This is a genomic window from bacterium (assembly GCA_021159335.1).
In the GTDB taxonomy this organism is placed as follows: domain Bacteria; phylum UBP14; class UBA6098; order B30-G16; family B30-G16; genus JAGGRZ01.
Genome location: JAGGRZ010000054.1, coordinates 1 through 15699 on the forward strand (window position 1 = coordinate 1; position 15699 = coordinate 15699).

Sequence of the window (15699 nt, forward strand, 5' to 3'; positions counted from 1 at the left end):
CAATTATTCACATAAAAACAAGTAAAACCGAGCAAAAAAATTGTTTATGAGCTGTTGAGTGGAAAAATGTTGTTTAGATTTAAAAATATTTTAAACAAAACTTTTTGTTTTTGCTGTAACTTGTTGCTATCTCGTCAGATAAAAGTGCTATCGGGATGTTCGATTTTGCTTGACAAAATTTTCACAAACCAATAATTTCAAAAGCCTATGTTGAGTAAAGTATGAAAAAGTCACCAAAACAAAGGAGAGGGTCATGCCAGAAGAACTTAATCCATTCAAAATCGCGCAAAAGCAGCTCGATGAAGCTGCGGAGTTGCTGGGGCTCGATGAGGCTACTCATGAAATTTTAAGATGGCCTCGTCGGGAGTATCATTTCACAATCCCCGTGAGAATGGACGACGGCAGTGTGAAGGTATTCCACGGGTTCAGAGTCCAATACAATGATGCTCGTGGCCCATGCAAGGGCGGAATAAGGTGGCACCCCAATGAGACCATAGATACTGTCAGGGCTCTTGCTGCATGGATGACATGGAAAACAGCAGTAGTCGACATTCCTCTCGGCGGCGGTAAAGGTGGTGTGGTATGTAATCCTAAGGAAATGTCCGATGCGGAGAAAGAAAGGCTGGCTCGTGGCTATATGCGTCAGGTGGCGCACATTCTCGGTGTAACTAAGGATGTTCCCGCTCCCGATGTCTACACTACGCCACAGATAATGGCGTGGATGATGGACGAATACGAATCCATAGTCCATGAACATCATCCTGGTGTTATAACTGGTAAGCCAGTTCAGCTTTTTGGTTCTCAGGGTAGAGGCGATGCGACCGCAAGAGGTGGCATCTACGCAACACGAGAGGCTGCGAAAGCACTCGGAATAAAGCTTGAGGGTGCTACTGCGGCTATTCAGGGATTCGGTAATGCTGGTCAACACGCAGCACTCCTTGCCGAGGAAATTCTTGGTATGAAAATAGTAGCCGTATCCGATACTTCCGGCGCTATTTACAACCCGAATGGATTTGATGCCAAAAAACTCGTGGATTGGAAAATCAAAAACCGTAAAATAGCTACCTATCCTGAGGGCGAGAAACTTGATGAGGACCCTGTTGAGGCTAACAAGAAACTTCTCGAGCTTGAGGTTACAGTGCTTTTCCCAGCTGCTCTTGAGAATGTTATAACAACAGAAAACGCTTCGAGAATTAAGGCGAAGATTTCCTGCGAGCTTGCCAATGGTCCTACTACTCCTGAGGCTGACAAAATTCTTTACGAGAACGGCGTTTATGTTATCCCTGACTTCCTCGCTAATGCGGGTGGTGTTACTGTTTCTTACTTTGAGCAGGTTCAGGGTGCATACAACTTCTACTGGAAGCTCGAGGATGTCCACAAGCTTCTGGATGAGAAGATGACCGCCGCGTTCTGGGCTGTGCATAACACCAGCGTGGAGAAGAAAGTTCACCCAAGGCTGGCTGCATACCTCGTTTCGGTCCAGAGAGTTGTTGAGGCTATGAAGCTCCGAGGCTGGGTCTAATCTGAGTTCACGAAAGTCTGATGCTGTGAAGGTTGGGCTCCCCGATGGGGAGCCCTTTTGTTTTGGAAAAAGTTCGCAGCAGATGAATTAGCGCAACTTACTTCACAAGTTGTATCAAGCATTTGCCCTTTCTCTTGACAGGAATTAAAAATTCTTTATAGTTTCCAAAAAAGTATCAAAAGCAAGCAAAGGAGGTCAAGTGATAAGCGCGGTCGATTTCAGAAAAGGTTTAAAGATACTTTACAAAGGGGTCCCCTACGAAATAGTTGACTTCCAGCATTCACTTAGGGGTAGAGGCAGAGGTAAGGTCTGGGCGCGGATGAAAAACCTTAAAACGGGGAATGTGCTCGAGGAGACCTTTAGTTCGGAGGAGCAATTTGAGGTCCCCGACCTTGAGTCGAAGGATATGCAGTATCTTTACTCTGATGAAAACAACTATGTTTTTATGACTACCGATACATTTGAGCAGTTTTATTTCCCCAAGGAAACTATAGGGGATGCCAAGTGGTTCCTTAAGGAGGGCGAGGTTTACCACATCGTGCTCTGGAATGGAATGCCTCTAAGCGTTGAGTTGCCAGCTGCTGTAGTCCTAAAAGTAGTGGAGACCGAGCCAGCCGTAAGAGGAGATACAGTAAGCAATGTGACCAAAAAAGCCAAGCTTGAAACGGGACTTACCATTAAAGTCCCGCTGTTTATTAAGGAAGGCGACCTCGTTAAGGTCGACACGAGAACGATGTCCTATATAAGTAGGGCATAGTAGTATGTTTGCCAGAATAACGACCATAATAGCGCTGTTAAGCGTTCTTGCGGCTGGTTTCGTGGTAACTATGGTTGCCCTAAGTAGCGATTATATTGTTCTTAGGCGCGATGATTTCGATAAGCTCATAAACTACGCTGATTCACTCGAACGAAAACTCGAGCTAACGAAACTTGAGCTTAGCGTTTTAAAACGCAAAGTGCAAAAACTTGAGCTTCTCGCTGAAATGCGAACCCAAAAAGGGCGGTATCTCGTTGTGGATAGAGCTAAAGGTAAGTTCTGGATAAGGGACGGCAAATTCGTTATTTATGAAGGAGTATGTGGTGTTGGGAAGGGCGTTAAATGGATAAGGAATAAGAAATTTAATTTTGAAACCCCTGCTGGTGTTTATCATGTGAAGAGGAAGCTTTTGAACCCGTGGTGGATCCGACCTAACTGGTTCTGGTATGAAAGAGGGCTTGAGGTTCCCAAAAAGTGGATTCGATTTCCTAAAAACATTACATTCGAACGCGCTGTGGCGTTTTATAATTCACTTTCAAAGGAGGATAAACTTAGGGTTAGGGCTATACCCGGTTATCTTGGTAAGTATGTTCTCGACCTTGGAGGCGGAATTTTCATTCATTATAGTAAGCATAACAGAGGTGCCGTAAGCCACGGTTGTATAAGGGTTTCCGAGGAAGATTCAGAGATAATATGGAAACTCTTGGATGTCGGCGATCCTGTGTATATCTTTTAGGGAATAAAAATGCAGGGAGTTAATGATGCCTCTTTCACGAGTTCTTAGATTTTTCAACTTTCTTGCCAACGACATAGGTATAGACCTCGGCACAGTGAATACCCTTATCTGGGTTAAAGGGGAAGGCATAGTTCTTGCTGAACCGAGTATAGTAGCCGTTGAGGCGGAAACGGAGAAAATTGTTGCAATAGGCTCCGAGGCATGGGAGATGGTTGGCAGGACACCCGACTACATAAAAACGATTCGCCCGCTTAAAGATGGGGTGATAGCGGACTTCGACATAACCGAGCAAATGCTAAGGACACTTATAAAGCGCGTTATAAAGTCCCGCTTTCTCGTTAAGCCAAGGGTAGTCATATCGGTTCCTTCAGGCATTACTGAGGTCGAAAGGCGAGCCGTTGCTGATTCCGCTGAAAACGCTGGCGCGAGAGAGGTGTATCTTATAAACGAACCTATGGCAGCGGCTATAGGCATTGGCGTCCCGATTGAGGAACCGCGGGGGAACATGATAATAGATATCGGCGGCGGAACATCTGAGATAGCGGTTATATCGCTTTCCGGTATCGTTAGCAGTGCCACTATCCGAATAGCCGGCGACGAGATGAATGAGGCGATAATATCGTATATGAAGCGAAAGTATAACCTTCTTATCGGAGAGCAAACGGCCGAAAGCATCAAGCTTAGAATAGGCAGCGCTTTTGAAGACGACGATGAGCTTTCAATGGATGTTAAAGGTCGCGATCTGGTTGAGGGACTGCCTAAGGTAGTTAGGGTTACATCGTCTGAAATAAGGGAGGCGCTTGAAGAGCCTATATCTGCGATAATGCAGGCTATTCGTGGCGCGCTTGAGCAAACTCCACCCGAGCTCGCCGCAGACATCGTTGACCGAGGAATAATAATGACCGGCGGTGGTTCGCTTCTTAGGGGGCTCGATAAACGCATAAGTGTGGAAACTGGGCTTCCTACTTTCGTCGCTGATGACCCTCTAACTTGTGTTGTTAAAGGAACAGGGATGATATTGTCGAATTTCCCGAAGTACTATCAGATCCTTCAAAGAGAGAAAGTAGCTTCGTAATTTATGCTAAATCCGTGCTTTTTGAAAAGGGAAGGTGGGGAAATGAACTATCTTATAAAGGGTGGCAAGATTGTCGATCCATCTCAGGGTTTTGAGAGAATAGCCGACATACTTGTTATTGATGGTATTATAGAGTCTATTGATCCAGATTCGGTTCCTGATGATGTGGAGACTATTGATGCGTCGGGCAAGCTCGTTTTCCCGGGTCTTGTTGACATTCATGTTCACGCACGCGAACCGGGCGAGGAATACAAGGAAACTATAGAAACTGCTTCTATGGCTGCTGCAGCCGGTGGCTTTACAACGATAGTCACAATGGCTAACACAAAACCTCCCATCGATACTGCTGACCGTGTGCGATTCGTGTATGAAAGGGCTGAGAATGCTTCTGTTCATGTTTATCCGGTCGGAGCGGTTTCAAAAGAGCTTTCTGGGGAGCAACTCGCTGAGATGGCGGACATGGCTGAATCTGGTGCTGTAGCTTTCTCTGACGATGGGAACCCTATCGCAAACCCTGAGTTAATGAGAAATGCGCTCGCGTATGCTGACCAGCTCGAACTGCCTATATTGGTGCACGAGGTCGACCCAGTATTAGCATCTGGTGGACAGATACATGAGGGAGAAGCAGCGTCGATATCAGGATTACGAGGAATACCATCTCAGGCTGAAACAGCCATGATATTTCGCGACATAGAACTTCTCAAACTTTCTGGTGGAAGACTGCACATTCAGCATGTTACTGTTGAGGGCTCAGTAGAATTGATACGGCAGGCTAAACTTGCTGGAATGGCGGTAACATGTGAAGTAACGCCGCATCATCTTCTGCTGACTGATATGGATGTCGTTAATTCTGGTTTCGATTCGAACTTCAAAGTTATGCCTCCTTTACGCTCAGAAAGGGACAGACAGGCTTTGCTTGAGGCTTTGGTGGACGGCACGATAGACGCGATAGCTACTGACCACGCTCCGCATGCGCTTCACGAGAAGGACAATCCGTTTGAGATAGCACCATTCGGTATCGTGGGGCTCGAGACCGCTCTCTCACTTGTATGGACTAATTTCGTTGAAAAGGGCATTATATCGCCTATAAGGATGGTCGAGCTTATGTCGACGATGCCCGCGAAAATTCTTGAGTTACCCGCTGGTTCGCTCGCTAAAGGAATGGTTGCGGACATAACGGTTTTCGACCCCGATGCCAGATGGGTTGTTAAACCTGAAAACTTCTACTCGAGGTCGCGCAACACTCCTTTTGAAGGATTAGAGCTTAAAGGTAAGGTAGTCCTAACTATGGTTGCGGGCGAGATAGTTTACAAATCCCAAGCTGTTTAAGTTTCTTGCCCGCCCGCCATTTGATGTTGGTTTTAACCCATAAGCACAACCACTCTTTGTTCAAATAATTTGGAGCAGAATTAATTTAAATTATATTCTTATTCAATTGGTGTAAGCTTGGAGGTTTTTTAGTGAGAGCGAAGATTATAATAATTTTATTTTTGGTGGTTTTCGTGGGAGTTTGCGTTTCCGCAACACCTGTCTGGATGCGCCTGACTATGCCCAGAAGCGCAGTTGACTACGCTCTTGGTGGCGCTTTTCCTACGCAACTTAACAATCCAGCATTTCTATGCGATGCTAAACTTAATGCACGCGCGAGTTACATGATAAGATTCGGTGGCGAGACGGAAAACAATCTTTTTGTTTCGTACAGAACGGGAAATTTGGGCTTTTTCAGCAATTTGGGAATAAATTCGGTTAGTGATATTGAGGCGCGAACTCACGCTACAGAAAAACCGGACTACATTTTCGCTGCCAGACGCTTTGACTTTACATTAGGTGCGAGCGCATATTTCGGGAAATCGATAAAGGTGGGGGCGTCCGTTAAGTATGTTTACGAGAAAGTAGAGTTCTTTCGTGCTGAGGGTGTATTGTGGACACTTGGTGCATTGGCTGAGAGAGACAGACTTTGGTTTGGCGCTACTCTGGAGAATGTTGGCAAGAAAATAAAGATGAAAGAGTTTTATTATTCTCCACCGCAGATTCTGAGATCTTTTATTGGTTATAAGCTGGGATTTGCTGCTGTTGGTTTATCCTACTGTTATTTACCGGAGGCTCCAGATTTTGCAGCCTTAGGAGCAAAGTTCTCGCCGTTAGAACAGTTAAGACTTTACGGGAGTTTTGTGTTTCCGCACGACAGCAGGAGTTTTGCGCTGGGAATGTCGTTTTTGTGGCGAGATTTTAGCGTAAATTATTCCATCGCCTCTATGAAAAACCTTGGCATTGCCCACAACTTCGGAATAAGCTACTCTTATGACCGCAAAGTCAGTCCAAATAAATAGGATAATTTTACTCCTGCCTTTGTTGATTCTATCCTCGCTTTTCGCGGATGCCACAAAGTATCAATGGGTTATACCGGGACACACTACAATCACATCATCCTTCGGTGAGTTCAGACATCTACACTTTCACGGCGGGATAGATGTGCGGGCTGCCGAAGGTGTTCCAATTTTGGCTCCCGCCGATGGCTGGGTTAGCAGAGTTTCCGTTTCGCCATGGTTTTACGGCAAGGCACTCTATTTCAGCTTTGATGACTCATTTACGGCAGTTTTTGGACACCTATCCCGTTTTGCCGAGCCAATAAGTAGAAAAGTTTTAAGAAAACAGTATAAATATCGCAAGTATTGCATTGATTTGCTTTTTAAGCCTGATGAGCTCGCTTTCAAAAAAGGTGACACTATCGGTTTTACTGGTGGCACTGGTGCAGGAAAACCTCATCTTCACTTTGAACTGCGAAAAAACGGAACAACAGTTGTGAATCCAAAAGTTTTGGGATACGATATTTACGATAAGATATCCCCGATAATAAAGGATGTGGCGCTAATTCCTCTTTCGGGTGATTGTTGGATTGAAGAGCAGCTTTTACCAATAGTGATTTCCTCGTCAGATAGCATTGGCACTATTGAGCACCCTGTAAGGTTCTGGGGAAAAATAGGCGTTGAGGCGTCATTTTATGACCTCGCTACTCCAGAAAGCAGGAACAGACTCGGTGCTCATGAGCTTGAACTTTTTCTTGATGACTCGCTGATATTTCGATGCGTTTATGATTCGTTCCAGTTGCGTTTGACAAGGGCTGTTGGTTTTTTGTATGACCTCGAGATGAGCGAGAAAGCAGGCTGGCGGTTTCACAGGTTCTTTACGATAAGTTCTTTGCCAATATATCAACTTGACGGCATGGGCTCAGAAAGCGGTGTTGTTGACGCCCTGAGAATGGTCGAAGGGAAAGTTTATTGTTTGCGCGTTGCTGTCGCCGATTTTAACGGGCACTCGTCGCACAGGGAAATTTTCATCGTCCCCGCGAAGCCTGAAAAAGTTTTCGCTAACCTCGAACCAGTGGATTCTAACTCGTGCGTTATTAAGCTCGATATTAGTCCCGACAATGTCACTTTGTTCGCCACGAGGTCTCCCGATTCTGGTTTCGTTGCTCTGGCTTCTGATACGGGAAACGCGATTTTTCAGAGAAATTCATGGTTCACTGTGAGAGGGGTGTATTCTCGTCAAATGCTCCCTAATGTTTTCTTCCTTGACCACGCATCTTTGCCCAACATTTATGAATGTTCACTTTTCGTCGACTGTGGACAGCTATTTGCATCCATAACATTTGACCTTCCGCCCACTACCACCCCAAATTTCAGTGTGGATAATATTCCAGCGCAGGGACAAATGATTGACCTCACGCACTGGCTTGTCAGGTTGCCCTCAGAACAGGTAGCAGGGCTTAAATTGCCAGTGTCGATAAATGCCCACTTCGGAATGAGTCTTGCGATGCATTCCTGCAACAGATACGAGACAATAGGAGTTATTGCGCCCGATTCGCAATCGACTTTCAGGCTAAGCTCAACCATGTGGAAAGTTTCGCTTTCCATTCCTTCCGGCGCAGTTCTGGCACCAACGGCTTTGCTGGGATACAAATCAAGATACAGGAGGAATGGCGAGGAAATCACGGTTTTCCACTTTGACCCCCACACGGTATTTCTGTTTAATCCTGCGCTTCTCGTTTTCGAGCCTACATCAAGGAATTCTATGAAATCATCCGAAATGAAGAAGCTTTGCATAGCACGATTGTGGAACGGAGGGTTCTATTATATTCCCACGGAGCACAAAGGGAGAAGAATATCCGCAAAAGTTTCTGCACCGGGAGCTTTCGCTCTGATTAAAGACGATAAACCACCAACGGTTGAGTTGATATCGAGCTCGCAGCTTATTTTCAGGGTGAAGGATAATTTTTCGGGTTTTAAGTGCGAAAATTTGCCTGAGATGTATATTAATGGTAGGTGGGTGCTTTCAGAATACGACTCTGATGAACATACACTTGTACCGGTCCCACTTGAACCCATCGGAAGTGGTAAGCTCAAGGTGAAAATAGTCGCTTCAGATGTCGTCGGGAATAAAACCATTAAACGGTTCGTTATAAACAGGAATGGGAAATGAGGGAGTTTCACATCAAAGTTTTGCTTTTGCTAAGTTTGGTTGCATTCGCGCATGGTCAGCCTAAGTATTGGATTTTTTTCCGGGATAAGTGCCTTTTCACAAAGGCTGATACATTGAGGGCGCTTAAAATGTGCAGAGAGAGTCTTACTGCTCGTTGCGCCCAACGAAGGCTCAGGGTGCGCAGTGAGGAAAACCTTGTTGATTGGTATGATTTGCCAGTATGCGAAAATTATATCAATCGAATAAAAGCGTTGGGAGTTAAGATAGTTCATAAAAGCAGGTGGCTTAATGCTGTTTCTGCAAGGCTCGATTCGGAAATGGTAGAAGCAATTAGTTCACTTCAATTCGTTCGCGACATCGTTCCTGTTGCCAAAGCCAAAATTATTGAGCCGATGGCGCCATTAATTGATACTGCTGATTACGGACTTGCCAGAAGGCAGCTTAGAGCCATGAATGTTCAATATCTCCATCGAGCTGGTGTTTACGGTGATAGCGTTATGGTGCTGATAACGGATACCGGCTTTAATCTTGACCATATTGCCTTCCGCAGCATGGACATTGTGGCGAGTTGGGATTTCGTATCGGGCGACTCCAATGTAGACATTGACATGGGGGACAATCCTAATATCGTAAGCCACGGCTCGTTTTGTTTGTCGCTTTTGGGAGGCTTTTTGGCGGGTAGGTTTTCAGGTGTGGCACCTGAAGCAAAATTCCTGCTCGCCCGAACGGAAGACATTGACCATGAATGGCCTGTTGAGGAGGATAACTGGGTTGCTGCTGTTGAGTGGGCTGAGTCTATTGGTGTCGACATAGTTTCCACATCTCTTGGTTACAGTGACTGGTATTCAGCCGCCGATATGGACGGGGACACACCGCGTATCTCTGCAGCCGCGGACATTGCAGCTTCGCGCGGCGTAACGATTTTTACCGCTGCAGGAAATAGTGGTCCCGGAACTATGACATTGGTTGCTCCCGGTGATGCAGACAGCGTTATTACAGTTGGTGCGTGCATGGTTGATAAGAGATTAGCGGCGTTTTCCTCCAGAGGACCTACTGCTGATGGAAGGATAAAGCCAGATGTTCTTGCTCCCGGCGTAGGCATTTACGGCGCTAACGGCAATACCAACACAGCCTTCAGATATGCCAGCGGAACCTCAATGGCTACTCCCTTGACCGCGGGTGTTGGAGCGTTATTTCTTAGTTTGAGACCATCGCTCACACCTATGGAAATCCTTGAGGCACTGCGGATGACTGCCGATAAAGCTAAGTCTGCTGGCTGTTCGCATGGTTGGGGTGTTGTGGACGCTAAAGCGTTGGTAGCCTATCCTATAAGAGACACGGCATTCGTCCTGTTGGCGAAGGGGTGGAATATTTTTGCACCACCAGTTGATACGCCCATTCCTGCCTCAGTTTTACCTGTTATCCCGCCGGTTTACAGTTACGATTCGGCCTATATGGTTGTGGATACCCTGTATCCAGGACATGGATATTTCCTGCTTTCTCCGGCCGACACTGTATTACCGCTGGTGGGACCGAAAATAACTTCATTAACTATCAAGCTGAGGCGAGGTTGGAATCTTATTGGCGGACTTTCGAGAAAAACATTTATTGTAAACGACTTTGGAGTTGAAAATGTCTCTCAACCGTTTATTTATACATTCGCAGATGGTAAGTACAGGAAGAGCATGACTCTTTCGCCCTCTGAGGGCGGATGGATATTGATAGAGCGTGACAAGGAGTTACATTTAAGGTTTTAAGGAGGCGATATGAGACGCGCTACACCAATAGTTATTTTGGTGCTTATAGTGGCAGTTTGCTCTTGTGCAAAGTCGCCGTCGATGGTGGTTACGCCCAGCGAAATGGACCTGGGCATAGTAAGAGCTCACGACCACATAGACCTTACGACTTGGGTCTACAATAATGGCAAGGGACCGCTTGTGGTCTCCACGAGACCCCTTTGCGATTGCATAAAAATTTTCACTGACCTTCCAGACACGATTGCCCCTGGTGATAGTGCGAAACTCGGTTTTACTTTTATTGTCCCGGCTAAGGACACCATAACGGAATATCGGGCAAGCATAGTGATAAATTCGAACGATAAGAAAAACAAAGTCGCAAAAGTAACTGTAAAGTGCGTTATAGAACGCGCTCGAGTTAGTTCTAAGGACTCAACCATTGCGCTTCTTCCGCCAACGGAGCAACTTCCGCCAGAATTGCAGTCTGTGGTCAACAAAATCAACGATAATTTGCTTAAGGCGCTTGCGAAAAAAGTGGGCGTGAAACCCGTTTCATCCGATAAACTCATGGATGACCTCATAACCGACCCATTGCTTCAAAAAAGGGTTATAGACGAGTCCATTCGTAAGTGGGCACTTCTCGACAGCATAAGGTGGGTCTTTATTTATCAGTTTATCCCAAGGCGGGATGGAAAGGTCGGTATAAACTATCTTCTCGTCGATGCGTTGCTCGAATTTCCGATAGTCGGCAGATTAACGGTTTCGCCCGAGCATGCCCTCGATTCGCTGGTTTCCTCGCTTGTTGGTGTATTCAAGAATTATCGTCAGAGCGTGCGTCAGTCCACCATTTATGGGCTTCAGGTAAGGATGCAGAAACTTCGCTCAAGAATAATAAATTCCCCTGCCCCAAAAGTTAGATTCGTGGATGTAAGGACAAAGGATACGGTCAATCTCCGCGACTTTAAAGGTAAAACCATTTTGATGCACTTTTTCAGCTTTTCATGCGAACATTGCGAGGAGGAGGTAGAGTGGCTAAGCAAACTTAATCTCTCGAAGCCGTCGGAGCTTGATATTGTGGGCGTTTCCGTGGACATCGGCGAGGAGGATTCGGTTAAAAAGTTTATCGATTCCAAAGGGGTAACATACAGAGTGCTAATGCCTATAAAGGAAGACCTTCCAGTACTTGAGCACATCTACGGCGGAATGACGCCACAAACCATAATAATAGACAAAAAAGGCATTGTTCGCGAGTATCTTGTTGGTTACAACAAACTTATAGTAGCGGCGCTCGAGAAAAAACTTAATGAAGTCATGACTGGCAAGAAGCAATCGCAAGAGTAGAAGCAAATTTTGCGCAACTTTAAATAATTAAGGGGGTATGTAATGGGTATTACGATTTTGGTTATCGCCATAATAATAATCCTTTTAATGGCGATACGGATATTGCGCGAATACGAGAGGGGGGTTATTTTCCGTCTCGGAAGGGTCGTAGGCTCGAAAGGTCCTGGTCTTATTATTCTTATACCGTTTATCGACCGCATGGTAAGAGTAAGTCTTAGGACTGTTGTGCTCGATGTTCCGCCGCAGGATATTATAACCAAGGATAATGTTTCCATTCAGGTTAATGCGGTGGTTTACTTCCGCGTTCTCGACCCGGTTAAATCAGTTATAGAGGTTGAGAATTATCTTTACGCGACCAGCCAGCTTGCGCAAACCACACTCCGTTCAGTTTTAGGTGAGGTGGAACTCGATGACCTTTTGTCCAACCGCGAAACTATAAACCAGAAACTTCAGCAAATCATTGACCACGCTACGGACCCGTGGGGTATAAAGGTTTCGATGGTCGAGGTAAAACATGTTGACCTTCCCGAGGAGATGCGCCGCGCGATGGCAGCCCAGGCAGAAGCAGAACGTGAAAGAAGAGCGAAAGTTATAGCTGCACTCGGTGAGCTTCAGGCGGCTGAAAAACTTTCGCAGGCTGCCGAAATACTTTCCAAATACCCGGCGGCACTGCAATTGCGATACCTTCAAACTCTTACTTTAATAGCATCCGAAAATAATTCGACGACTATATTCCCTATTCCTATAGAACTTTTCTCACCGTTCAAAAAAAGCTGAGCGGACCGTATGATACGGCAAAAGAGTTGCTGTTGAGCTAATAAAAAGTGGGGTAAAAGTATGGTTAAATCCTTGGTTTGTGTTGTTATGATTCTGGTATCCCTATCTTTTGGCCAATACGAAAAAATACTATTTCTTCATCACTCAACAGGAAGAAATCTCGTTTATCAGGGACATGTGAGGGATTCTATAGAGGCTTATAATGTCACGCATGGTGATTCTTTGGAGTTCTGGGACCAGGACTACAACAGTGCGCATTCACTTACTGACCATCACGGTGGAAGGCATCCGTCTTATGATATTCTCAACAATGATACTTATCCAAGCGGTTTTCTCTGGCTTTTCAGGCAAAAACTCGATACTATTTCGCCGAGCAATACATTTTCGCATTTTATGGCTGACTTTGATGTCTTTGCTTTTAAGTCGTGCTTTCCAGCATGCCAAATTCTCCCCGATGATACCGCCGCTGACCTCGCTGATTCGTCGAGAAAGTCGCTTTTCAACTACTTTCGCATATACCGCAGGATAAGAGCGAAGTGTGATTCAATACCTACGAGAGTTTTTGTCCCCTTAACTCCGCCACCGTTGGACCCCAGTGCTACAAACCCTGAACAGGCAGCCCGTGCAAGACATTTCGCCACATGGCTTGCGGAGACATTTCTGGTTGAGGACGGGCGGGAGCATCCCAACATCTTTGTCTTTGATTTTTTTGACCTCCTTGCGGACAGCGATAATGTCCTGCGAAGCGAATACAGGCGTGGCGGTGGCGATTCTCATCCTAACAGGCGAGCCAATGAAACTATAGGTCCTATTTTCGCAAGATTTCTTATTGAGGTTGTTCGCACTTATCGCGAGAGGACTTCCGTTGAACAGAAACCTATTCGTCCTAATGCTCCATTTGTGTTTGTAGCGCCTAATCCATTTAATGAAGTTTGCGAGGTTATAACACAACGATTGCCGGGCAGAGAGGTTAGGATAAGTATTTTTGATATTAACGGAAAGTTCGTTGCCAAACTTAAGCCCAGTTATTCCCGTTCGTGGGTGAGAGCTTCGTGGAATGCCTCCGGTTGCAAAACGGGAATTTATTTTGTAGTGGCTGATTTCGGCTTTACCAGAGTTTCGAAGAAGATTTTATTTGTAAAGTAAAACATCAAGCGGGTGCTTAAATGTTTACCGGAATTATAAAAGGTATTGGTGAGATATCGGATTTGCGCCGCCTTGGCGGTTCGATGGAAATCGCGGTTCGGTGGACAGGGTTCCGTGAGGCTGACCTATCAAGTGGTGACAGCGTTTCCATTGATGGTGCTTGCCTGTCGGCCGAGAGAATCGAGGGTGATGTAGTGTGGTTTCTTGCTGTCGAGGAGACACTTAAAAGGACAACTCTTGGAATGCGAAAAGCTGGCGATAAGGTTAACATAGAACTGCCGCTCAAAGCGTCGGATTATCTGGGCGGACATACGGTTACAGGACATGTGGATTGTGTGGGGAAAATAGTTTCCTTTCGGCAGCAGGGCATACAAAGACTGCTTAGGGTTGAGTATCCTGCCCAGTTCAACAAGTTTGTGGTTGAGAAAGGCTCGGTGGCGGTTGATGGAATTAGTCTTACTATAACCCGTGCGGGCGAAAACTTCTTTGAATGCGCTATAATTCGTGAAACGCTGACCAAAACCACTTTGGGTAAAAAAAATGTTGGTGATGCCGTTAATGTTGAATTCGACATTTTGGCAAAATATGTCGAGAAATTGCTCAGCAAAAGACACCCTTCGGGCGCTTCAGAGGATGATATCGTGGCTTTGTATTAAATTAACCTTGGGAGGCTTTTGTGGGCAATAATAGAATAAATCCGATGGTTAATCTTCTTAAGCCCGAAATAGAAAGTTTGATTAAACAAAAAAATTTTAAGGTTTTAAAGAAATTTATATCAACTTGGCATGCATCTGATATTGCTGATTTGTTTAAAGAAATGGATATAAAGGATTGTGCAATTGTTTTAAGAATTCTACCGCCAATGTTACAGTCAGAAGTTTTCTCGGAGTTAGACATTAATTTCCAGGAGCAAATAATCAAGAATTTGGCAGATAAAACTATTAAAACCATAATAACAAATTTAGATCCCGATGACAGAACGGAATTATTCGAGGAGTTATCCCCAAAGTTAGTAAGAAAACTTTTGAATATGCTATCCCCTGATGATAGAAAAGAGACTCTTCAACTTCTTGCATATCCTGAAGATAGTGTTGGTAGACTTATGACTCCTGATTATGTTGTAATAAAGCCTGAATGGACAGTTGAAAAAGCCATAGAACACATAAGAGAGTTCGGAAGAGATGCTGAAACAATCGATATGATTTATGTTATTGATGATGAGTGGCATCTTTTGGACGATATTCCCATAAGAAGATTAATATTGGCGGATCCAGCTGATCCTGTTCGGGCAATAATGGATAACAAATTCGTATCCATTGAAGCAAATTCTGATCAAGAAGAAGCTATAAAACTAATTGAAAAATATAATCTTGTTGTGCTTCCAGTCACTGATTCGGAATGTCATCTTCTTGGAATTGTAACTGTTGATGATATTATTGATGTTATTCGTGAAGAACAAACAGAGGATTTTACAAAGTTTTCTGCGATCGAGGCAAAAGCTGTTGGCTTGAAATTTATAACTAATATAAAAGAAGTTCCTTTGAGAAAGATTTTTAGAGCGAGAGTTACTTGGTTACTTGCCCTTTTAGTTATGGACCTCATTACAGGCGGTATAATAAAGGGATTTGAAAATACTATAGCAAAATATGTTGTTCTTGTTACTTTTTTGCCTGTTTTAATCGACACTGCTGGTAATGCGGGCTCACAGTCTGCTACTCTTGTTATAAGAGCATTGGCGCTTGGGACAGTAAAAACGAAGGATTGGTTTCAACTTTTAAGTAGAGAAATTTTGGTGGCAGGAGCTCTTGGGATCGTTATGGGTATTGGTATTTCTGTAATGGGAATTGTTAGAGGAAAAAGTTTTCGGATAGCAGAAGTTGTGGTGTTAGCTATGGTTGTGAATGTTATAATTGGAAGCATAATAGGTGTTTTATTACCCTTCATATTTACAAAATTAAGAAAAGACCCTGCAACAGCAAGTACTCCTATCATTACTACTTTAGCTGATATAATAGGAACAGGAATTTATTTAATTATTGCATATTTGATGCTGGGTTAAAATAAATATATTATTTAATTAATGGGGTTGGTGCTATGAAATGGATGGTTATAATTTTAATGACTGTAACT

13 protein-coding genes are annotated in these 15699 nt (G+C 44.6%); all 13 read left to right on the forward strand.

Features of this window, described 5'->3' with window-relative positions:
• Positions 1–253: 253 nt before the first annotated feature.
• Positions 254–1522 (forward strand): Glu/Leu/Phe/Val dehydrogenase, encoded by a 1269-nt coding sequence (locus J7J62_03290; protein MCD6124179.1) that lies wholly within the window; start codon positions 254–256, stop codon positions 1520–1522.
• A gap of 199 nt (positions 1523–1721) precedes the next feature.
• The gene (gene efp, locus J7J62_03295) at positions 1722–2279 is read left to right on the forward strand and encodes an elongation factor P (GenBank protein ID MCD6124180.1); all 558 of its coding nucleotides are present in this window, start codon (positions 1722–1724) and stop codon (positions 2277–2279) included.
• A gap of 4 nt (positions 2280–2283) precedes the next feature.
• Positions 2284–3015, forward strand: a complete 732-nt coding sequence (locus J7J62_03300; GenBank protein MCD6124181.1) for a L,D-transpeptidase — start codon at positions 2284–2286, stop codon at positions 3013–3015.
• A 25-nt stretch (positions 3016–3040) separates the two neighbouring features.
• Positions 3041–4090 (forward strand): rod shape-determining protein, encoded by a 1050-nt coding sequence (locus J7J62_03305; protein MCD6124182.1) that lies wholly within the window; start codon positions 3041–3043, stop codon positions 4088–4090.
• 42 nt (positions 4091–4132) lie between these two features.
• Entirely contained in the window at positions 4133–5419 is a 1287-nt protein-coding gene (locus J7J62_03310) for a dihydroorotase (GenBank protein MCD6124183.1), read from the forward strand.
• A gap of 131 nt (positions 5420–5550) precedes the next feature.
• Positions 5551–6420 carry a hypothetical protein gene (locus J7J62_03315; protein MCD6124184.1) on the forward strand — a complete coding sequence of 290 codons (870 nt, stop codon included), beginning with the start codon at positions 5551–5553 and terminating at the stop codon, positions 6418–6420.
• A complete protein-coding gene (locus tag J7J62_03320; protein MCD6124185.1) occupies positions 6392–8569 on the forward strand; it encodes a M23 family metallopeptidase in 2178 nt (725 codons plus the stop codon). Before J7J62_03315 ends, J7J62_03320 begins: the two co-directional genes overlap by 29 nt.
• A gap of 128 nt (positions 8570–8697) precedes the next feature.
• Positions 8698–10326, forward strand: coding sequence for a S8 family serine peptidase (locus tag J7J62_03325; GenBank protein MCD6124186.1), 1629 nt, complete (start codon positions 8698–8700; stop codon positions 10324–10326).
• 9 nt (positions 10327–10335) lie between these two features.
• The gene (locus tag J7J62_03330; protein MCD6124187.1) at positions 10336–11646 is read left to right on the forward strand and encodes a TlpA family protein disulfide reductase; all 1311 of its coding nucleotides are present in this window, start codon (positions 10336–10338) and stop codon (positions 11644–11646) included.
• A 42-nt stretch (positions 11647–11688) separates the two neighbouring features.
• Positions 11689–12423 (forward strand): slipin family protein, encoded by a 735-nt coding sequence (locus tag J7J62_03335; GenBank protein MCD6124188.1) that lies wholly within the window; start codon positions 11689–11691, stop codon positions 12421–12423.
• 60 nt (positions 12424–12483) lie between these two features.
• The gene (locus J7J62_03340; protein ID MCD6124189.1) at positions 12484–13569 is read left to right on the forward strand and encodes an SGNH/GDSL hydrolase family protein; all 1086 of its coding nucleotides are present in this window, start codon (positions 12484–12486) and stop codon (positions 13567–13569) included.
• 20 nt (positions 13570–13589) lie between these two features.
• Complete coding sequence (locus J7J62_03345) at positions 13590–14225, forward strand: riboflavin synthase (GenBank protein ID MCD6124190.1); 636 nt, start codon at positions 13590–13592, stop codon at positions 14223–14225.
• A gap of 20 nt (positions 14226–14245) precedes the next feature.
• Positions 14246–15628, forward strand: coding sequence for a magnesium transporter (mgtE, locus tag J7J62_03350; protein ID MCD6124191.1), 1383 nt, complete (start codon positions 14246–14248; stop codon positions 15626–15628).
• The last annotated feature ends 71 nt before the right edge of the window (positions 15629–15699 follow it).